Origin of the sequence: Chitinophaga varians (assembly GCF_012641275.1) — a bacterium.
Classification (GTDB): Bacteria; Bacteroidota; Bacteroidia; order Chitinophagales; family Chitinophagaceae; genus Chitinophaga; species Chitinophaga varians_A.
The window spans coordinates 641,883-659,391 of the sequence record NZ_JABAIA010000003.1 but is presented as its reverse complement, the minus strand read 5'-3'; the positions used below and the strand labels follow the sequence as shown (position 1 = coordinate 659,391).

Annotated in this window: 27 protein-coding genes; 7 read left to right on the top strand and 20 right to left on the bottom strand. The window is 49.0% G+C overall.

Features of this window, described 5'->3' with window-relative positions; all coding sequences use genetic code 11:
* Nucleotides 1–128: 128 nt before the first annotated feature.
* From HGH92_RS25720 to HGH92_RS25655, 14 genes are all read right to left on the bottom strand, one after another.
* Nucleotides 129–320 carry a class I lanthipeptide gene (locus HGH92_RS25720; RefSeq protein WP_168873678.1) on the bottom strand — a complete coding sequence of 64 codons (192 nt, stop codon included), beginning with the start codon at nt 318–320 and terminating at the stop codon, nt 129–131.
* A gap of 52 nt (nt 321–372) precedes the next feature.
* Entirely contained in the window at nt 373–528 is a 156-nt protein-coding gene (locus HGH92_RS25715) for a class I lanthipeptide (protein ID WP_168873677.1), read from the bottom strand.
* Between the two features lie 81 nt (nt 529–609).
* On the bottom strand, nt 610–804 hold the full coding sequence (locus HGH92_RS25710; protein WP_168873676.1) for a class I lanthipeptide: 195 nt from the start codon (nt 802–804) through the stop codon (nt 610–612).
* A gap of 33 nt (nt 805–837) precedes the next feature.
* On the bottom strand, nt 838–1,044 hold the full coding sequence (locus HGH92_RS25705; protein ID WP_168873675.1) for a class I lanthipeptide: 207 nt from the start codon (nt 1,042–1,044) through the stop codon (nt 838–840).
* Nucleotides 1,045–1,070: 26 nt separating this feature from the next.
* On the bottom strand, nt 1,071–1,262 hold the full coding sequence (locus HGH92_RS25700; RefSeq protein WP_168873674.1) for a class I lanthipeptide: 192 nt from the start codon (nt 1,260–1,262) through the stop codon (nt 1,071–1,073).
* A 7-nt stretch (nt 1,263–1,269) separates the two neighbouring features.
* On the bottom strand, nt 1,270–1,473 hold the full coding sequence (locus tag HGH92_RS25695) for a class I lanthipeptide (RefSeq protein ID WP_168873673.1): 204 nt from the start codon (nt 1,471–1,473) through the stop codon (nt 1,270–1,272).
* A gap of 11 nt (nt 1,474–1,484) precedes the next feature.
* Complete coding sequence (locus HGH92_RS25690) at nt 1,485–1,682, bottom strand: class I lanthipeptide (protein ID WP_168873672.1); 198 nt, start codon at nt 1,680–1,682, stop codon at nt 1,485–1,487.
* 32 nt (nt 1,683–1,714) lie between these two features.
* Nucleotides 1,715–1,906, bottom strand: a complete 192-nt coding sequence (locus HGH92_RS25685) for a class I lanthipeptide (RefSeq protein ID WP_168873671.1) — start codon at nt 1,904–1,906, stop codon at nt 1,715–1,717.
* A gap of 12 nt (nt 1,907–1,918) precedes the next feature.
* Nucleotides 1,919–2,110 carry a class I lanthipeptide gene (locus HGH92_RS25680; RefSeq protein ID WP_168873670.1) on the bottom strand — a complete coding sequence of 64 codons (192 nt, stop codon included), beginning with the start codon at nt 2,108–2,110 and terminating at the stop codon, nt 1,919–1,921.
* 12 nt (nt 2,111–2,122) lie between these two features.
* Nucleotides 2,123–2,329, bottom strand: a complete 207-nt coding sequence (locus HGH92_RS25675; protein WP_168873669.1) for a class I lanthipeptide — start codon at nt 2,327–2,329, stop codon at nt 2,123–2,125.
* A 12-nt stretch (nt 2,330–2,341) separates the two neighbouring features.
* The gene (locus HGH92_RS25670) at nt 2,342–2,533 is read right to left on the bottom strand and encodes a class I lanthipeptide (RefSeq protein WP_168873668.1); all 192 of its coding nucleotides are present in this window, start codon (nt 2,531–2,533) and stop codon (nt 2,342–2,344) included.
* Between the two features lie 110 nt (nt 2,534–2,643).
* Entirely contained in the window at nt 2,644–2,841 is a 198-nt protein-coding gene (locus HGH92_RS25665; protein ID WP_168873667.1) for a class I lanthipeptide, read from the bottom strand.
* A gap of 42 nt (nt 2,842–2,883) precedes the next feature.
* On the bottom strand, nt 2,884–3,075 hold the full coding sequence (locus tag HGH92_RS25660; RefSeq protein ID WP_168873666.1) for a class I lanthipeptide: 192 nt from the start codon (nt 3,073–3,075) through the stop codon (nt 2,884–2,886).
* A 174-nt stretch (nt 3,076–3,249) separates the two neighbouring features.
* Nucleotides 3,250–3,621: a winged helix-turn-helix transcriptional regulator gene (locus tag HGH92_RS25655; RefSeq protein ID WP_168873665.1), complete on the bottom strand. Its 372-nt coding sequence runs from the start codon at nt 3,619–3,621 to the stop codon at nt 3,250–3,252.
* A gap of 142 nt (nt 3,622–3,763) precedes the next feature.
* On the opposite strand from HGH92_RS25655, the gene HGH92_RS25650 reads away from it, so the two are divergent.
* Entirely contained in the window at nt 3,764–4,621 is an 858-nt protein-coding gene (locus tag HGH92_RS25650; RefSeq protein ID WP_168873664.1) for an MBL fold metallo-hydrolase, read from the top strand.
* 32 nt (nt 4,622–4,653) lie between these two features.
* The gene (locus tag HGH92_RS25645; RefSeq protein WP_168873663.1) at nt 4,654–6,177 is read left to right on the top strand and encodes a hypothetical protein; all 1,524 of its coding nucleotides are present in this window, start codon (nt 4,654–4,656) and stop codon (nt 6,175–6,177) included.
* On the opposite strand, the gene HGH92_RS25640 is transcribed toward HGH92_RS25645, so the two are convergent.
* Nucleotides 6,137–6,952 carry a sterol desaturase family protein gene (locus HGH92_RS25640; protein ID WP_168873662.1) on the bottom strand — a complete coding sequence of 272 codons (816 nt, stop codon included), beginning with the start codon at nt 6,950–6,952 and terminating at the stop codon, nt 6,137–6,139. The genes HGH92_RS25645 and HGH92_RS25640 overlap by 41 nt on opposite strands.
* 109 nt (nt 6,953–7,061) lie before the next feature.
* A complete protein-coding gene (locus tag HGH92_RS25635) occupies nt 7,062–7,658 on the bottom strand; it encodes a Crp/Fnr family transcriptional regulator (RefSeq protein ID WP_168873661.1) in 597 nt (198 codons plus the stop codon).
* A 94-nt stretch (nt 7,659–7,752) separates the two neighbouring features.
* Here HGH92_RS25635 and HGH92_RS25630 point away from each other — a divergent pair, with 94 nt between their 5' ends.
* Nucleotides 7,753–9,564, top strand: coding sequence for an amidohydrolase (locus tag HGH92_RS25630; RefSeq protein ID WP_168873660.1), 1,812 nt, complete (start codon nt 7,753–7,755; stop codon nt 9,562–9,564).
* 79 nt (nt 9,565–9,643) lie between these two features.
* Here the strand turns inward: HGH92_RS25630 and HGH92_RS25625 are convergent, their stop codons facing one another.
* Nucleotides 9,644–10,399 (bottom strand): SDR family oxidoreductase, encoded by a 756-nt coding sequence (locus HGH92_RS25625; protein WP_168873659.1) that lies wholly within the window; start codon nt 10,397–10,399, stop codon nt 9,644–9,646.
* 96 nt (nt 10,400–10,495) lie between these two features.
* On the bottom strand, nt 10,496–10,846 hold the full coding sequence (locus tag HGH92_RS25620; protein ID WP_168873658.1) for a helix-turn-helix domain-containing protein: 351 nt from the start codon (nt 10,844–10,846) through the stop codon (nt 10,496–10,498).
* A gap of 452 nt (nt 10,847–11,298) precedes the next feature.
* Between HGH92_RS25620 and HGH92_RS25615 the strand changes: the two genes are divergently transcribed.
* Nucleotides 11,299–12,393, top strand: coding sequence for a hypothetical protein (locus HGH92_RS25615; RefSeq protein WP_168873657.1), 1,095 nt, complete (start codon nt 11,299–11,301; stop codon nt 12,391–12,393).
* 2 nt (nt 12,394–12,395) lie between these two features.
* On the opposite strand, the gene HGH92_RS25610 is transcribed toward HGH92_RS25615, so the two are convergent.
* Complete coding sequence (locus HGH92_RS25610) at nt 12,396–13,220, bottom strand: universal stress protein (protein ID WP_168873656.1); 825 nt, start codon at nt 13,218–13,220, stop codon at nt 12,396–12,398.
* 192 nt (nt 13,221–13,412) lie between these two features.
* Between HGH92_RS25610 and HGH92_RS25605 the strand changes: the two genes are divergently transcribed.
* Genes HGH92_RS25605 through HGH92_RS25595 form a run of 3 tightly spaced genes read left to right on the top strand, consistent with a single transcriptional unit; the run spans nt 13,413 to nt 15,903 of the window.
* Complete coding sequence (locus HGH92_RS25605) at nt 13,413–14,150, top strand: MlaE family ABC transporter permease (RefSeq protein WP_247655050.1); 738 nt, start codon at nt 13,413–13,415, stop codon at nt 14,148–14,150.
* An 11-nt stretch (nt 14,151–14,161) separates the two neighbouring features.
* Nucleotides 14,162–14,941 carry an ABC transporter ATP-binding protein gene (locus HGH92_RS25600; RefSeq protein WP_168873654.1) on the top strand — a complete coding sequence of 260 codons (780 nt, stop codon included), beginning with the start codon at nt 14,162–14,164 and terminating at the stop codon, nt 14,939–14,941.
* Entirely contained in the window at nt 14,938–15,903 is a 966-nt protein-coding gene (locus HGH92_RS25595; protein WP_168873653.1) for an MlaD family protein, read from the top strand. Before HGH92_RS25600 ends, HGH92_RS25595 begins: the two co-directional genes overlap by 4 nt.
* A 50-nt stretch (nt 15,904–15,953) precedes the next feature.
* Here the strand turns inward: HGH92_RS25595 and HGH92_RS25590 are convergent, their stop codons facing one another.
* A complete protein-coding gene (locus HGH92_RS25590; RefSeq protein ID WP_168873652.1) occupies nt 15,954–17,492 on the bottom strand; it encodes a S8 family serine peptidase in 1,539 nt (512 codons plus the stop codon).
* Nucleotides 17,493–17,509 lie beyond the last annotated feature (17 nt).

Here is a 17,509-nt window from a genome sequence, read left to right as displayed (position 1 = left end):
GTGCGAACATATGGACTTTTTTTGATCAAAAGGGAGAAAATTTACCAGATAACGTGTTCTGTGAATGGTTGTTTTAAAAAAGCCGCACAAACCCGAAGGCAGTGCGGCATGCTGATATTGTTGGTATGTTACTCGCACAGCCAGCACGACTGCGTTGTACCAGGCGAAGTTTCGCAGGTGTTATAAAGCGTGGCACAGTTATAAGGACTGGTTTCAAATGCTTTACCACCAACGATCTGATTACGTTGAGAGGTGTTAAGTACAGCTACGGTGGCCTTGGTGAAGGCCAGTTTTTTATTGACAGCGATTTTCTTTTTCATGGCGGTATTTTTAGATGTCAGAGAAATGGTACAGCCAGGAACAAACCCGGCACTAGCAGGAGGTAGTGACCAAAGTTACACAAGTGGGCGTCTTGGTAATCTGAAGTTTAGCTCCACCGGCTACCATGGCACGTTGCGTATCATTGAGCGTAGCGATAGCTTCTTTTTTGAGATCCAGTTTTTTGCTGATAGAAATTTTCTTTTTCATAATAACATTTTTACAGTACTGAAAAGCCGCGCAACCACAGAGGAATGCGCGGCTGATGGAGATTATATTTTTATCTGTACATTACCCGTTGCATTCTTCGCAGGGCTGGCCCGGAAAAGGTGAGGTAACACAGGTAACAATAAGTGTAGTGCAATTAGGCTGATTGGTAATCGGCGCCCGGCCACCGGCGATCATATTACGTTGTGCATCGCAGAGCACCGCGATGGTCGCTTTGTTGAAAGCCAGCTTTTTGCTGATAGAGATTTTCTTTTTCATGATAATGATTTATAACATTGAAAAAATAAGCCACTACATGCAGCGTACGCATTGATGACCGGTATCAGGAATCGTGGGACAGGTTTTGTCCAGTCCGGTGTTGCAGATGGCCGGCCTGGTCGGGCAAATGGTGGTTGCTGCCCCGCCGGCGATTAGCTGTTGCTGTTCCATGTTCAGCGCAGCAATAGTCTCTTTGTTGAAAGAGAGTTTTTTTCCAATTACAATGTTTTTCTTTTTCATAAGAAAAAATTTCAGGCAGTGAAAAATCAGGCGCAGTTATCGCATACGCCTGTATTGGCTGTCGTTACACAGGTAACACCGTTGGAAGTACAGGTAATGAGTTTGGTAACGGTTTTGGAACCGCCCGCCAATACCTGCAACTGTGTAGCGTTCAGGGTTGCGATAGTGTCCTTGTTAAAGGAGAGTTTTTTTCTGATGGCTGTGTTTTTCTTTTTCATAAGAAAACTATTGTATAGGTGGGCATAATTCGCACGGACCACCCGGACGCTGAATAGTGGCGCAGGTTTCCATGTTGGATTCGCAATTGGCGTTACAGGTGAAGAAAGTGGCGCCACCCGCGATCAGTTGCTGCTGGCTGCTGTTCAGCGCGGCAATTGTTTCCTTATTAAAGGAAAGTTTCTTTCCGATGTTAATGTTTTTCTTTTTCATGAGCTGTGTTTTTAGATGGCGGTGGTAGTACAGAGGATGCAAGGGCGGGTAGGTGCCGGTGAGGTATCCCATGTTGGGCAGTTGCGGGTAGCCAGCAGCTTTACTCCCATGCCGCCGGCAACTATCGCCTGCTGACTATCATTCAGCGAAGCGATAAAAGACTTACCGAGCGTCATTTTTTTGTCAATGGCAGCTTTTTTCTTTTTCATACAATGATGGAATGTCAGGTTAAAAAATGGCCTTAGCAGGCGATACATTCAGGTACTGTATAAGGATACGTCATACAGGTTTCCAGGTATGTAAAACATTTCCTGTCTGTAGTTACCGGAGGGATGCCACCGGCCAGCTTTCCTGCTTCAGCACCGGACAGCACGGCCACGGCAGATTTACCGAAATACAGTTTCTTTTCGGCACTTAGTTTTTTCTTTTTCATGGGTAGTGTTTTTTAAGGACATAATTGACATGGACGGGTAGGACTTGGCGCGGTGGCGCATGATTCCGCACGGGAAGTGCAGTTGATAATTCTTGTCACCGGTATACCGCCAACAATCATTTCCTGTTGATTGCCAGTCAGGGACGCAATGGGAGACTTGCCCAGCATCAACTTCCTGTCGATGGAGATTTTTTTCTTTTTCATGTGCCGTTTTTTTTAGATAGTGGTATCTGTTTGACAAAATTGGCAGGGCCGGGTGGGACTTGGCGCGGTAGCACAGGTTTCCACACGGGAAGGACAATTAATAATCAGGGTAGCAGCCATGCCACCGGCAACCATTTCCTGCTGAAGATTGTTCAGGGATGCAACGGGAGATTTGCCCAGCATCAGTTTTCTGTTGATGGAGATTTTTTTCTTTTTCATATAGATTGGATTTTAACAGATTTCGCAGGGACCGGTTTGAACATGCACGGTGACACAGGTTTCCACGTACGATTCACATTCAATAGGCCGGGTAATATACATCGCGCCACCGGCGATTTTCTTTTGCTGGTCTGCATTCAGCGCAGCAATAGTTTCTTTATTGAGCAACAGTTTGCGCTCAATAGTTGCTTTTTTCTTTTTCATAAATGATAGACAGTTCAGATTTAAAATTGCCTGCGGGACAAAACTTCTCCGCTGGCCAGCTTTACAGCCGCCAGGACAGTGCCCCCGGGATTAAAAAAGATTAATTCAGCTTAGCAGTACACACACTGTTCCTGTGTATACGGGAAGGTGTTACAGCTTGCGTAACGGGTTTCCTGGCAGATCTTGGAGTAAGTGGCCGTGGTGGTTGGTATGCCACCCGCGAGCTGTTCCTGCTGTTGTGCGTTCAATTGAGCGACAGTTGTCTTGTTAAAAGACATTTTTTTTCCGATAACTGTTTTCTTCTTCATAAGGAGGATTTACGGGTTCAAATTTCGGTTGTACATTACAGTTTAGCAGATCACACATGCGTCCTGTGTGTAGGGGATTGTTTCGCAGGATATGTCTCTTGTTTCCCAGCACCTGATTTCTCTGGTGATGATAGCCATACCACCGGCGATTTGGGCTTGTTGATGGGTGTTCAGTTGGGCAATAGTTGTCTTGTTAAAAGACATTTTTTTTCCAATAACTGTTTTCTTCTTCATAAGGAGGATTTACGGGTTGAAATTTGGGTTGAGAATTACTTTATATGGTATGGGTTAATTGGCATGAGTCATCGATTATTTTGAGAATATTTGAAGATAACAAAAAGGAACAGAAAAAAAGAATTTTTTTTGCAGGCCTCTCGGCCTGCAATCGTATACTACTCCTGAACAGTATCAGGCAAGTTTTTTACGGCCCAGTTCCAGCCACGCGAACTGATCGTGATGATGTGTTTTCATATAGTCTACGCCCCATTCATACAACGGCTCAAAAATAGTACACAGCTTTCTTCCCGATTCGGTCAGCATATACTCCACCCTTGGCGGTACTTCCGGATATACTTTACGTGTGATGATACCGTCTTTTTCCAGCTCACGCAACTGACTGGTGAGCATTTTTTCCGTGAGATTCTCGCAGGTACTTTTCAGCAGTTCACCATACCGTTTGGGCGTACCGTCAGACAACATGCTGAGTATATATAATTTCCATTTGCCGCTAATGGCCTTCACTGCCAACGTCAGCGGACAGTGTAATCTTGGGTCTCTCATATTTTTTTAAAAAAATTTGTTTGCGCCTGCCGGCGATGCTTCACAAAACCTACCAAAAAGTAAGTAAGGAACGGAAAAGTGCCTACTTATCCAGCAGGGTATAAAGGTATACTTTTGACGCCATCAAATAAAACAGCACCATATGAAAAAAGTAATCCCACTGATACTTGCCTGTATCAGCGCCCTGACAGTAAGTAGTATCGCACAACCGTTACAAATCCAACTCATCCGGCAGGCTACCGTTAAGATCACGATGCATCAGCAGCATCTGCTCATAGACCCGGTACTGGCCGATGAAGGCACAGAGCCACCCATTTTCTTTTCCAATGAGAGGAAGAACCCCACGATCGGGCTGCCTTTTCATCGCGACAGCGTACTGAAAAACGTGGATGCCATTCTGCTCACCCACTATCATCCCGATCATTTTGATATGGCAGCCGAGAAATATGTGCCCAAAGACATGCTCATCTTCTGTCAGCCTGGAGATGACGCCAAACTGAAAGAAAAAGGCTTTACCCATACACAGGTCATTGACAGCACCATGACCTGGCAGGGTATTTCATTTCACCGCTACCTGTCCAGCCACTACCCTGGCGCCAACGGAGAACCGCCTTTCGGCATCTCTTCTTCCTGGTATCTGCAAAGCGGCACCGACGCTGTATTCATCACCGGCGATGCCATCCTGGACGACCGGCTGAAGGCCTCCCTCGCTGCCACCCGCCCTCCCATCGTGATCGCCAACAGCGGCGAATGCCACTTCACCCGTGAAAACCCGGTGCTGGCGCCCGGCATCACCATGACGCTGACCACCGGCGAACTGAAAGCCATCACGCAGCTGTTGCCCGCCACTACCGTAGTGGCCGTGCATATGGACGCCATCAACCATTGCAGCCTTACGAAAGCTGAGCTTCGTCAATATGTAGCGAAAGAAAAATTACAAAAGAGAATAAGGGTGCCCAATGAAGGGGAAGTCCTGCGCGGCATTCCGGGGAATAAATAATATCTTCGCGGGGTTTAACCCTAACGATAACAATGGATTTCTGGCCACATATACAGACGCTTCAACATTCCCATAACACTGCTGCCAGGCTGCATGCACTGGAACAGATACAAGCGCAGGGCTACACCTCGCTGATTTACCACCTTCTGAAGGTATTGCAGCTTTCACATAACGTACCGGTAAGAACGGTTATTTGTGATGCCATTATTTATTTATTCAGGCAAAATACAGCACCACGACCGTTATATCAGACATTAAACGATTGTGAAATAAGCGTGTCGGATATTGATTTCTTCGAGGTGACTTTTGATCGGTCCAGGCTTACTTACCTGTTGATGATCTGTTCTCTCAACTGCAACGGTTATGTCCGGGAAAAAGCGGTCCGGAAATTGGGAGAAATGGTGAATGACGAAGCACTCCCCTTTCTGCTTCACCGCCTGGCCGACTGGGCAAAACCCGTCCGCCAGGCGGCTGAAACGGCCGTCATTGCTTATCTCCACCCAGGCAGGGCAAAGGCATTTATCATGTGCCTGCCGGCACTGGAGGAGTTACAGCAGGTAGAAAGAGCTGATCTTACAGGCATACGGAGCATCATCCTGGATTATCTTACCGGCCGCGCCCGGAGTGTATCGGTAGATCTGTTTCGCCGTTTGCCGGTTAAGCACCGGCTGCTCCTGGCCCGTCATTTGGCCGAAAGTAATGCCCACAGGAATGAACTGTTGATGTTTATGGCCGACCGTTGTCCTTTAGTAAGACAGGTGGCGGTAACCCACATGGCCCTCCTCCTGCCTGAAGATATCTCCGGATTGCTGAAAGACAAGTCCCCGCACATCCGCCTGGCCGTACTTCGAAAATTACACCAACAAGATCCTGGTTTTTCTTTGATACCCTTTGTGGCCGATCCTGCTGCCGGTGTCAGGGAATTCGCCCGGTATTATCTTGCGGGCGCGGATATTGACTTCGTCGCTATTTATTTGGACGGGCTGCAACAGCAGCAGCAACTGGTCGGTTCACTGAGTGGAATGGCGGAGATGAATGCCCGCCATCATGCAGGTAGAATAACACCCTTCCTGCAACATAACATCCTCAGGGTAGCAAAAGCAGCTTTTTCCGCGCTTAAAAAACTGAACGATTCGTTATGTTATGATTATTGTATTGAACACATGGACCATCCCGCACCGGGAATGCGCCGGACCATTTTAGATCATCTCGCCAACGGGGCAAATGACAAAGTACTTCAGCTGGCAAGGGAACATTATCTGAACGGAACTGCAGAACTTAAACTTTCCATGTTACGTTTTTTTTCCCGTATAGGTGGATGGAAAGTAGCAGCTGATCTGATGCTGGGGACTATTGACTCCGATCGGCGTATCAGGGATTACAGTATGTCTGCACTGCAGCAGTGGAGACATAAAGCGACGGCCCTGTATGCCACCCTTCCGGCAGCAGACCGCGAACGCACCCTTTCTATTCTCCGCTTCGCCACAGAGCTGCATGACCAGCACCCATACTTCCCTAACAATCCATTACAGGGACTGGACTTTTACTTTCGCTGACAACCGGCCGCTGCCCGAATCGCTGCGCCTGGATACGGTCAAACTCCTTCACATAGTCCGGATGCTCCGTGCCCATTAACCGGTCCCATATGCGGAAATACAGGCCGTAATTACCTTTAAAACGGCTATGGTGCAGGTTGTGGTGAACGGAGCTATTGAGCAGCTGAAACAACCAGCTGTGACGGAACCAGCGGGGCATGATCTCATAACCCAGGTGGCCGTACACATTGATCATAAATCCGGTAATGGTAAATAACAGTACTGTCAGCGGGTGAATGGGCATGATACCAACCAGCACCACCAGTACGCCTCCCTCTGCAACAGCCTCCAGCAGATGGAAACTGTAGGACGTCCATGGTGAAGGGTTAGTGCTTTTATGATGCACCAGATGGGTGGCCTTAAAAAGTTTCGGATGGTGCAACAGCCGGTGCATCCAATAAAAATAGGTATCATGTACCACCAGGCTCAGCACCAGGCTCACGCCCATGTACCACAGGGGATAATCATCGATATGCCGGTACAACTGTGTAAACTGGCGGGCCGGAGTAAACAGCAGCACCACCGAGATAACGGTGAACACGAGGGTGGTCTGCATGGAATGCCATATCTCCCGGAAAAAGTCCTTTCGGGAAGCCTCCTTCCGTTGGATTTTCTGCTTTTTAAAGCTCGCAGGATATATCAAATAGAAAATAGTAAAAGGGATGCCTGCCATCAAAAAATAGCGCAGTGCGGAGAGACTGAAAATACGGGCCAGTGCTTCTGTCAATATTTGCATTTTTCCAGGTCGTTTTTGAATGAAATACGACCCAAAATTAGCCGCCACACCGGTATTCATCGGTTAACAAAGGATAAGAAATGACGTTAACAAAGGTTAATTTCCGGTGCTATTGTTTGCCCCGGCTGTGTATTCTCTTCCGGATGCGGCTCAACGAAACGGGCGTAACGCCCAGCATCGAGGCAATATATTTATCGGGCACGCGGTTCACGATACCACCACGGCTGTCCAGTAATTGCAGGTAACGTTCTTCCGGCGACAGCGTCACAAAAGATTCTATGGAATCCAGCGCTTCCGCCAGCATAAGCTGCAGAAAATGACTTCGCAACGGTTCCAGGCGGGGATTTTCCCGCAATACCCCGTCCAGCTGTTCGTAGTCTATCTCCACCACTACGGTATCTTCCAGCGCCCGGTAAATAAAGCGGGACGGCCGTTGACGAATGATCGTATCATGTGACGCGATAAACTGTCCCTCCCAGCGGAGAAACAACGTAGCTTCGTCCCCGTTATTCCTCACCGCATACGCACGGATAATGCCTTTTTCAAGATAAGCCAGTTTCCTGGCAGTATCACCTTCACGGATATACGTTTCTCCCGCATCCAGTTTCACCTGCCGCGTAGCGGCAAACAAAGGCGCCATATCTGTCGCCGGCACTGTATTCAATTGTTGTAACAGATTTTGTAACGTTTCAATAGAAACCGCCATGACCCCGATTTTAGGCCCAATATTAAATATTTTTCGGGGAGATGCGAACAAATTTATCCCTGTGCTGTTTAACCTGCAGGCAAAATAACCAACCATGAAAAAAACACCCTTACACCTCTTACTATCATTATTGACCCTATTGATCTTTTCCCGTTGTCAGGACAACACACAGATCGCCGACGAAATTCTCAAAGGCCACGTGCGCACCATGAACGAAAAAGACTCCGCTAAACTGGAAGAATGCGTTGCCATCCGTGACAGTACTATCATTTTTGTTGGCAGTTTCGACGAAGCAAAGGCCAAACATTTCAAAGAAGGCCATACCAAAGTGATTGAGTACGGCGATTCCGCGCTGATCATGCCGGCCTTCATTGACGCGCACGCGCACGTCGGGCTCTTTGCCATGACGCTCCCACTGGCCGATCTCTCCGCCCGCCCCTATGGGAATGTCAATGATACGTTAACTCTTGAATCTGTCATGAAAACCTATTTCAACAGCAAAAATCTCAGGGAGAACGACCTCACTACCGTGGTGATGGGCAATAACTATGACGATTCGAAGTTAAAAGGCAATCTACAGCCCACCCGATATCTGCTTGACCGTATTTCCACCACCCATCCCATTTACATCATGCATGTGAGCGGGCATATGGGCGTTGCCAATACCAAACTGCTGTCTATGATGGGCATCACCAACCAGACATCCTCCGACTCCATAGCTGGCGGCGTGATTGCCAAGGAGAAGGGCGTTGTCACCGGTTTACTCACGGAAAATGCCAATGTCAGGGCCATTGAAATAGGTATGGGATCAGCTACCGCCGGCGCCACAACAGATGCCGCCAAAAAGATCATGCTGGACAGTGCCGTATCCCGGTTGCTACAGGCAGAAAAAGAATGGTTCAAATACGGCATCACCACTATCTGCGAAGGCAGGGCGGACGCCAGCACTGTGCAGCTTATCCTGGGCGCCAGCAAAGCAAATAAACTGACCGGAGACTTCATCGTGTTGCCGGACTATGATCAGAACAGCAACCTGGGCGAACTGGCAGCTTACTATCCAAATTACCAAAACCATTTTAAAATAGGGGCTGTCAAATTCACCTTCGATGGTTCACCGCAAGGCAAAGACGCCTATCTGTCCCAGCCTTACAAAAAGCCGCCTGTAGGACAAGACGTTACCTACAAAGGTCAGCCTATCTATCGTTATGCAGATGCACTGCGCAAAATAGACAGTGTGACTAAAAACCTGAAAATGCCGGTACATGTACATTGTAATGGTGACTCTGCCATCGACATGGTGCTCAGCATCTTCCAGACATTAAAAGCCAAAAAGGACCTGGACAGCCTCCAAACGCCTTGTGTGATCATTCACTCACAGATCACCCGTCCGGAACAGATAGACGTCATGAAAGCGCTGGCAGGCCCTGTTATGGAGAGCTTCTTCCCTACGCATGTGTATCTGTGGGGCGACTGGTATCTCAGCCAGGTGCTTGGATCTCCCCGTGCGGACCGTATTGCGCCGTTGGGCGATGCTAAAAAAAGAGGGCTGCACTACACTATCCACACAGATTCACCGATCACACCGCCCGATCTGCTGACAGCCATACATGCAGCCGTCAACCGCCGCACGCTGGACAGCGTATTGCTCGGTTATGATCAGCACGTATCTGTATATGACGCCTTAAAAGCCATCACCACGGAAGCAGCCTATCAATGGGGAGAAGATTCCACCAAAGGAAAACTGTTGAATGGCTACAGGGCAGACATCGTGGTATTAAGCCATGACCCGGTCAAGGTAAAACCGGAGACACTTCGATACAGTGTAAACGTGTTATCTACCTACAAAAGCGGCAAACAGGTGTACGCGGCGGCCACCTCTCCTATGTCCGCGCTGACAAAAAAATAAGCAAACGGTCACGAATAAACGAATCCCGCTTCGCCCAGTGGCAAAGCGGGATTTTTTTATACTGTGGATGACCATTACACTATCTTGTTGTATACCCACCGTTGGCAAATATCGTTTGCCCGGTGATCCACCAGCCATCAGTGACGAGGAACTCCACCAGCGGCGCGATGTCTTCGATCTTCGTCAGTCCGCCCAACGCTGAAGCGGATTTGTGGTAAGCCACCGCATCATCTGTTTCCTGTCCATAGAAAAAAGGCGTGTCCATGGGGCCGGGCGCTACGGCCGTCACCGAAATACCACGGCCGCCATATTCTTTGGAGGCGGCGCGGGTATAGTGTTCCACCGGTGCTTTACCACCTGCATAAGTGGAATACAGACCTGTATATGCTGCCAGCAAAGAGGTTACGATAGTACAGATTTTACCGTTGTCATTCAGTTGTTTGCCTGCTTCCTGTATAAAGAAATAAGCCACTTTGGAGTTGATATCAAACATGCTGTCATACTCCGCTTCCGTAGTATCGGAGAATGGTTTCTTTAATACCTTGCCCACTGTATTGATGGCGATATCAATACCGCCCCATTGTTTGCGGGCTTCCTGAAAGAGGCTGCGGATATTTTCCACTTTGGTGAGATCTGCCTGGAACAGGACGGCTTCCCCACCGGCAGCCTGAATATCTTCCAGTGTTTTATCTGCGTCCGCTTTGGTAGAGGCACTGTTGAAATGGATGATTATTTTAGCCCCTTTTTTTGCGATCTCCCTGCTCAGCAGACCACCCAGGTTCTTTGCCCCACCTGCAATGAGCACAACTTTTCCTTTTAAATCGTTTCTTCCCATGATTACTTTTTTAAAGAATGTTTAACGATGGGATAAAGGTCAACAAATCTTATCCCCCGGCATGGTGAACTTTCAGGAATTTTGGAAAAGCGGCGTCTATCGTACAGATTCGCGGTACTGCCCTGGCGTTTGCCCGGTCATCTTCTTAAAAAACTTCGAGAAATTAGAAGGATCGTAGGTTAACACATTCGCTATCTCCGCTACCGGCTTATCTGTTTCGGCCAGCATTTTCCGGGCAGCATCCACAATCTTCTGATCATAAAAATGACAGGGGTGATGTCCCATGGTTTGCTGAATGGTGGCCGTCAAATGAGCATGGGACACAAACAGCGCGGAAGCAATCTGATTAAGTTCCAGGAACTCCGGCGCCTCGCCACTGATCACTTCAGCGATGTGTTTATCTAAAAAAGCGAAATAAGCTTTCGTAATTTTTTCACTTTGCTTCATGGATGTATTAGCTGCATTCTTTGAACAATCAGGCTGCAATGGTTAACACTTCACCGGGCCGGTCACAGGTGAAGCTTGCAGCGGACATACCGGCCCTTTGTCCATCAAAGCTAATGATTTCGGGGAATTTTTTCGCTCTTTGTTTCTAAACTGTAATATCACCCGCCACGAACAGGTATTAAGGATTGCTTCCTTTTTACACCCGCCTCTGCGTGCAATCGTCACTCCCGTTGCATGCTGTCGAAGTGCGACAAGGCAAGTGCATTCGTATTTGCTGTATGACAAATTACAGCAAAGGCGGGTCTTCATCAATGACAGGTATCAAATCCGTCCATGATCTGTATCATCATTACAGGCGGTGCTTCTTGCTACTTTTGATAAAGAGGCCGATATGCCTTAAAGATCTCATCAACGTAAAACTTTGTATCATGTTATCCGAGAAACTATCTGCAATGCAGGCTCACGCAATACCACCCTGCCTGTCACTGATCATCCCGCTTCAAAACGGTTCATCACAGAGCAGAAAAGCGGTGACCACCCAGATAAAAAAGGTTGTGAAGAAAGCGGAAGAGTATATTGAAAATACTTATCCGGCGCAGGCGGCACAGTTAAAGTCAGCCTTAGAAGAACAGTATACGCTGTTTGAAAAAAATTATCATACCGATGCGGCAGGCCTCGGCATTTATGTGTCTGCCAGTGGCGCCCGGCAGTTCCTGTTTCCTTTTCCGGTAGAAGAAAAAATTCATCTCAGTGATTCCTTTTGTATACGTGAACTGTTATACCTGGAACATTATGCTTCAGGGTATGTCCTGTTACATATCAACGGAAAGACGGCAGAATGTTACATGGGCAGGCTAAACGAGCTGCAGGCCGTATCTGACAGCGTGTTCCCCCTGCAGTTTAAAAATGACTACGAATATGCGAAGCCGGCACAGCTCACTTCGCATGGCGGATATGAAGGCACCAAAAGCTTTGAAAAAGACAAGTCCGCATTACAGGCCATTCGCCTCAGGGACTTCTACCGGGAAGCTGACCGGCGTTTAAAAGGGCTGCTTAACGAAAGGCTTTTAATAATAGCCGGCCCGGAAAAAGACTGCGCCTTGTTCCGGGAAGTAACGGAACACAAACAACATCTTATCGGAGAGGTCCCTGGTAATTATGCACATACAGGATTAAAAAAACTGGCAGATAAGTGCTGGGGAGTTGTCAAAAGATGGATCGACCAGAAAGAGGCAGACAGTGTGTCTCAACTGGTAGAGAAAACCTGGCCCAAACACATGATCGATGGCATCAAGAATGTATGGCGCGCTGCACAGGATGGCAAAGGGCTGAAATTACTGGTGGAAAAAGATTACGCCTGTGCCGGTTTTATCGGGGACAAAGCGGGGAAATTCTATCTGAAGGCGCCCAAACTCGCCCACCGCACCATAGCAGATGCGGTGGATGATATTATTAAAACAGTGCTCCTTAAAAACGGAGATGTGCTTTTTGCTGATAAGGACACCTTGCGTGAACACCAGCATATCGCATTGGTCACCCGTTATTGAATCTATTGTTGTAACGCCATCAACGGCACAGGGCAATGCATTGTCAGGTGCCGGGTATGGCTTTTATGCATTAAACTGTGCAACAGGTCATGCTGCTTCGGTAATACAACCAACAAATCCAGCTCCAGTTCTTTGGCTGCTTCCATAATACCTTCGTCGGTTTTAGGGTGTACGCTGTAGTGGTAATGAGGTGCCATAGACTGCAATATATCATGTAATACATTTGACTGGCGCACTACTGCCGGTGTGGCGTCCCGCTTGTTTTCCACGTTAAGCACATGTAATTCCGCATGAAAATCCCCTGCAAACTGCTCTATACGTTGCACAGGGACTGTTTCTTCCACGTCATTAAAATCGCATGCCAGGCCAATTTTTTTAATGCCTTCAAAACTACGTTCAGGCGGAACCGTTATTAACGGCCATTGTAAATGGCGCATGGCATAGGCGGTATGCCCTCCCAGGAAAAGCCTTTCTGTGGCGGTAGTGCCCTGGCTGCCCATGATAACGGCATAAGGCTCCATCCGTTCACAGAGTGTCTGCAACTCGGTATAAAAGGTCCCCATTTTCACCACTACTTCAACAGGTACCTTTTCTTCCGTTCTTTCCATCAGCTGTTGCTTCAGTTTGTTCATCTCTTCCTGGACATCCTGCAGTATCCTGTCCGGATCGAAGGCCAGCGGCACCTCAGCAGGGGATACCGGCAACGTATACACGTGCAGCAACACTACCTGTTTACCCAGTGCTTTGGCCATGTCTGCCGCATAAAAAGCCGCGTTCCGGGCTACCTGTGAAAAGTCAGTTGCCACGATGATTGTTTTCATTTTCATATACCACATTTTAGTGGTGAAAAGGTAGAAAGAACCCGCCGGGCAAATGCTGACAGTTGTCAGCCTCCGGTTTGATTCTGATCATTGGGCAGGGCATGGCAAGCAGTTAGCTTTGTGGTAAAATATGTATATATGCGGTCCCCGGCCCCACACAAGTATACATTATACAATAAGTTACACATCACGGTGTTGATGGATGTATACAACGTCTGCCGGTTTATACTCCGGTTCTTTGCAGAAGTTTTCCGGCCCCCTTACGAGTTCAGGGAAACGGTCAAACAATGTTACAACGTTGGTTATAAATCCTTTGCGCTTGTATCGCTGACGGGGTTTATCACCGGGATGGTATTCACGAACCAGTCGCGGCCGTCCCTGGCGGAATTTGGCGCCACCTCGTGGCTGCCGGGACTCATTTCCATCGCTATCGTCCGGGCATTGGCGCCGCTGATCACCTCCCTGATCGTTGCCGGGAAAGTAGGCTCCAACATTGGCGCGGAACTGGGCTCCATGAAAGTAACGGAACAAATTGAAGCCATGGAGGTTTCTGCCACCAACCCCTTTAAATTCCTGGTGGTCAGCCGCGTGGTGGCCACTACGCTCATGAACCCCCTACTGGTGTGTTATATGGCGTTTGTCGGGCTGCTGGGCTCCTATCTCAATGTACACCAGCACGAAGACACCAGTTTCGCGGCATTCTTTCAGCATGGTTTTTCCAGCATCTCTTTTCTCGACATCACTGCGTCTCTTATCAAATCAGTGGTATATGGTTTTACGATCAGCATCACCGGTTGTTACCAGGGATATAACGCGGCCAAAGGCACCCAGGGCGTAGGCAAGGCCGCCAACGTGGCGGTGGTCATTTCCATGTTTCTCATCTTTATTGAAGAAATGATCATCGTTCAGATCGTGAATCAATTCAGGCCCTCTTAAAGTTACCAGTCATGAGAAAACCACCGGCCAATATTGATAAACAAAACGCCGTCATCCGTATACGGGGACTGTATAAATCTTTTGACACCATCGATGTGCTGACAGGGATGGACCTCGATCTTTACAAAGGGGAAAACGTAGTGGTACTGGGCCGTTCGGGCAGCGGGAAATCCGTGCTGATCAAACTCATCGCAGGGCTGTTGAAGCCCGATAGCGGTACTATCCGCGTGGCCGGCGAGGAGATAGACCAGTTGTCGCCAGGGGCCTTACAACAACTGCGGCTGAAAATAGGATTCCTCTACCAGGGCAGCGCACTATACGACAGTATGACCGTACGGGAAAACCTGGAATTCCCGCTGGTCAGAAACAGTGCTCATCTCACCCATGAAGAAAGGGACGCCGCTATCCGGGAGGTATTAAAGAATGTAGGACTGGAACAGTCCATTGACAAGATGCCGGCGGAACTGTCCGGCGGGCAAAAGAAGAGGGTCGGCATTGCCCGTACCCTGATCCTGCACCCGGATATTATGTTATACGACGAACCAACCGCAGGGCTGGACCCCGTGACCTCCGGTGATATCAATACCCTGATCAACGAGGTGCAGCAGACATACCGCACCAGCGCAGTGATCATCACCCATGACCTCACCTGTGCCAAAAGCACAGGCGACAGAGTGGCCCTGATTTCAGACGGTAAATTCTGTGTGGAAGGTTCGTTTGAAGAGGTGTTTCAAAGTGGCGATGCAGAAGCTAAAAAATTCTACGATTACAATTTCATCGTTGACACATGAAAGCGGGCAAAAACAGGCAGCTGCTTATTGTAAGCATCTTTTCAGTACTGGCAGTCGCCATACTGGCCACCGCCATATTGATGTTAGGAGAGCAACATAAGTCGTTTGAGCGAAAATTCCCGGCCAAAACAGTAATGACCGATGTCAACGGCCTGAAGGTGGGCGACAACGTGTGGTTTGCCGGCGTCAAGATAGGTATCATCAAAAGTATCGATATTACGGATGATGGCCGGGTGTTGGTCACTATGAGCATCGAAACAAAAGCCAGAAAACATATCCGCCGGGATTCCCATACCAAACTGGGCACTGACGGGCTGATTGGCAACAAGATCATTATGATCTCCGGCGGCTCCGCCTCAGCGCCGCTCATCGCCGACAACGGCTACCTGTCAAGCATCGCAGGCGCCGGCGATATGATGGACGTACTGGACTCCGCCAGTAAAAGCCTGGTGCAAATCACTCAAAACCTGAAAACTGTCAGTCAGCGGATACTGACAGGCAAAGGTACGCTCACAGCATTGTTGAACGACTCCACTATGGCCAGCAACCTGCAATACACACTCCAGGACGCCCGAGGGGCTATGGCAAAGGTACACGCAGGCAGCAGCAAAGTAATGGGCGACCTCTCGGCTTTCTCTTCCCGGCTTAACCGGTCCGGCACGCTGGTCAACAGCCTCCTGGACGATACGACCAGTTATGAAAACATCAGTGAAAGCATCGCTCAACTCAAAGCGACCATGGACACATTGGTACTGTTCTCCCAAAACCTGAAAAAGGCCAGCGAAGCGTTGAACAACCCGCAACACGTAACCGGGGTACTGTTGAACGACAAAGCTACCGCTGAACATTTACGCAACACGCTCAATAACCTTGATTCTTCCAGCATCAAACTCAAAGAAGACCTGGAAGCCGTGCGGCACAACTTCCTGTTCCGCGGGTACTTTAAAAAGAAAAGGGACTGATGCCCGCAGGCACCAGCCCCCATAGCTGTATAGCTGACCACTGAACGAAATTAGTTGCCTACTGCTTGCTGCGCATCTACCACGCCCCAGCCCAGCTGACCATTTTTGTTGTTGTAGAAGCTGGACGCACGGCGCATGCGCGCTACGATGCTGTCACGGGAGTAAGTGGGGTATTTGCTCCATACCAGCGCAGCAATAGCCGCACAGCTGGCAGTAGCCACGGAAGAACCACCCACTGTTGACGGCGCGTTGCCGGTAGCAGCGGTAGTAAGCGGATTTCTGCCGGTGGTGGATTTTTCCATGATGATATCGAATGCCACTTCACGGCCGGAGTGACAGTCTTCGCAAGGAGAAGTACCGTTGTCTTTTACGCCGGTCACTGCCTGTACTTCAGGCATGGTAGCCGGGTACACCACGCCGAGGAAAGGACCGAAGCTGGAGTTGGTGGTACCTGCAGCACAGAACATCAGTTTGCCTTTGTTGTAGGCATAGCGGATACCATCGGTCACGTGACCGAAAGAAAACAGGGAACCCATGCTCATGCTGATGATTTTAACAGCAGCATCATCACCACCGATCACATAGGCGTCACCGATACCCTGAACAGATTCAGGAGACAGGATCACTACGTTTTCAGCAGCGTGAACGGTCACCAGGCTGGCATTGTACGCAATACCGGCACTGCTGCCGCTAACACCACGGGGCGCTGCTATCACACCGGCCATTTTAGTACCGTGGCCACACACATCGGAAGGTGTACCGTTCGGCCAGGTGGCAATTTTAGTGATGGTACGGCCGGAAGACGCTCCCTGATTGAAGTTGGCGCCAAGATTGTCCTGTGTGGGGCTTACGCCGGTATCGATCAGCATGATCTTAACGTTGGCGCCGGTAGACTTGGTCCATGCCTGCGGGATATTGTGGTTAACATAGTTCCACGATTGTTTGGCGCCGGGTGTGATGTCCGTATAGTCGACACCGGGAACCAGCGATGTATTGGCCAGGTTGGAATCGCAGCCAAAAGTGAGCAGGGAGCTTCCGGACGCACTGCCACCGGAGGCGGGTTTCACCTGCATGTAGCGGGCGTAACCTACCGGCTCTGCATACCTCACCAGCGCCGAAGCACGGAGTGCTTTCACCGTGGCAAAGCGGCTGGCTTTCACATAAAACACCGGCAGTTTGGGAGACTGATAGGTAACCAGGCCTTTTTCCTGCTTGGCATCTCCTTTAAACTGTTCAGTTTCATTGATCAGGTTTAACACCTGCTGACGCGCATCCTGCCAGTTGCCGGCGTTAACGTTGATTTTGTCGATTTCCCGGCTGATGTCGGCGGTGCCGGCAGGCTGGAAGCCGACGGACAGGATGCTGTCGCCCTGTACCAGGGCGCTCCATACAACGCTGTCATTGACCATGTTCCAGTCGAACCGACCGGTTTTGTTGAGTTGTTCAAATACCAGTCCATTGATAACAGATTTTGGTACGACGCCTTCTGTGGCCGAAGGCTGGCCACCCTGCAGGACGGACTCTCCTCTTTTACAGGACATAAACGTGGCGAAGAGGATGCAAGCTGCAAATAAATTAACAATTTTCATGTGAGGGTTTGCTTTTA

What these genes read in the sequence shown, in the direction of transcription:
- HGH92_RS25615 (WP_168873657.1), top strand. Translation starts at nt 11,299, where the DNA reads ATGCAGGCTCACGCAATACCACCCTGCCTGTCACTGATCATCCCGCTT.
- HGH92_RS25710 (WP_168873676.1), bottom strand. Translation starts at nt 804, where the DNA reads ATGAAAAAGAAAATCTCTATCAGCAAAAAGCTGGCTTTCAACAAAGCG.
- HGH92_RS25700 (WP_168873674.1), bottom strand. Translation starts at nt 1,262, where the DNA reads ATGAAAAAGAAAAACACAGCCATCAGAAAAAAACTCTCCTTTAACAAG.
- HGH92_RS25620 (WP_168873658.1), bottom strand. Translation starts at nt 10,846, where the DNA reads ATGAAGCAAAGTGAAAAAATTACGAAAGCTTATTTCGCTTTTTTAGAT.
- HGH92_RS25630 (WP_168873660.1), top strand. Translation starts at nt 7,753, where the DNA reads ATGAAAAAAACACCCTTACACCTCTTACTATCATTATTGACCCTATTG.
- HGH92_RS25605 (WP_247655050.1), top strand. Translation starts at nt 13,413, where the DNA reads ATGGATGTATACAACGTCTGCCGGTTTATACTCCGGTTCTTTGCAGAA.
- HGH92_RS25625 (WP_168873659.1), bottom strand. Translation starts at nt 10,399, where the DNA reads ATGGGAAGAAACGATTTAAAAGGAAAAGTTGTGCTCATTGCAGGTGGG.
- HGH92_RS25610 (WP_168873656.1), bottom strand. Translation starts at nt 13,220, where the DNA reads ATGAAAATGAAAACAATCATCGTGGCAACTGACTTTTCACAGGTAGCC.
- HGH92_RS25690 (WP_168873672.1), bottom strand. Translation starts at nt 1,682, where the DNA reads ATGAAAAAGAAAAAAGCTGCCATTGACAAAAAAATGACGCTCGGTAAG.
- HGH92_RS25595 (WP_168873653.1), top strand. Translation starts at nt 14,938, where the DNA reads ATGAAAGCGGGCAAAAACAGGCAGCTGCTTATTGTAAGCATCTTTTCA.
- HGH92_RS25720 (WP_168873678.1), bottom strand. Translation starts at nt 320, where the DNA reads ATGAAAAAGAAAATCGCTGTCAATAAAAAACTGGCCTTCACCAAGGCC.
- HGH92_RS25650 (WP_168873664.1), top strand. Translation starts at nt 3,764, where the DNA reads ATGAAAAAAGTAATCCCACTGATACTTGCCTGTATCAGCGCCCTGACA.
- HGH92_RS25645 (WP_168873663.1), top strand. Translation starts at nt 4,654, where the DNA reads ATGGATTTCTGGCCACATATACAGACGCTTCAACATTCCCATAACACT.
- HGH92_RS25635 (WP_168873661.1), bottom strand. Translation starts at nt 7,658, where the DNA reads ATGGCGGTTTCTATTGAAACGTTACAAAATCTGTTACAACAATTGAAT.
- HGH92_RS25695 (WP_168873673.1), bottom strand. Translation starts at nt 1,473, where the DNA reads ATGAAAAAGAAAAACATTAACATCGGAAAGAAACTTTCCTTTAATAAG.
- HGH92_RS25665 (WP_168873667.1), bottom strand. Translation starts at nt 2,841, where the DNA reads ATGAAGAAGAAAACAGTTATCGGAAAAAAAATGTCTTTTAACAAGACA.
- HGH92_RS25680 (WP_168873670.1), bottom strand. Translation starts at nt 2,110, where the DNA reads ATGAAAAAGAAAAAAATCTCCATCGACAGGAAGTTGATGCTGGGCAAG.
- HGH92_RS25705 (WP_168873675.1), bottom strand. Translation starts at nt 1,044, where the DNA reads ATGAAAAAGAAAAACATTGTAATTGGAAAAAAACTCTCTTTCAACAAA.
- HGH92_RS25670 (WP_168873668.1), bottom strand. Translation starts at nt 2,533, where the DNA reads ATGAAAAAGAAAAAAGCAACTATTGAGCGCAAACTGTTGCTCAATAAA.
- HGH92_RS25655 (WP_168873665.1), bottom strand. Translation starts at nt 3,621, where the DNA reads ATGAGAGACCCAAGATTACACTGTCCGCTGACGTTGGCAGTGAAGGCC.
- HGH92_RS25685 (WP_168873671.1), bottom strand. Translation starts at nt 1,906, where the DNA reads ATGAAAAAGAAAAAACTAAGTGCCGAAAAGAAACTGTATTTCGGTAAA.
- HGH92_RS25660 (WP_168873666.1), bottom strand. Translation starts at nt 3,075, where the DNA reads ATGAAGAAGAAAACAGTTATTGGAAAAAAAATGTCTTTTAACAAGACA.
- HGH92_RS25600 (WP_168873654.1), top strand. Translation starts at nt 14,162, where the DNA reads ATGAGAAAACCACCGGCCAATATTGATAAACAAAACGCCGTCATCCGT.
- HGH92_RS25640 (WP_168873662.1), bottom strand. Translation starts at nt 6,952, where the DNA reads ATGCAAATATTGACAGAAGCACTGGCCCGTATTTTCAGTCTCTCCGCA.
- HGH92_RS25675 (WP_168873669.1), bottom strand. Translation starts at nt 2,329, where the DNA reads ATGAAAAAGAAAAAAATCTCCATCAACAGAAAACTGATGCTGGGCAAA.
- HGH92_RS25715 (WP_168873677.1), bottom strand. Translation starts at nt 528, where the DNA reads ATGAAAAAGAAAATTTCTATCAGCAAAAAACTGGATCTCAAAAAAGAA.
- HGH92_RS25590 (WP_168873652.1), bottom strand. Translation starts at nt 17,492, where the DNA reads ATGAAAATTGTTAATTTATTTGCAGCTTGCATCCTCTTCGCCACGTTT.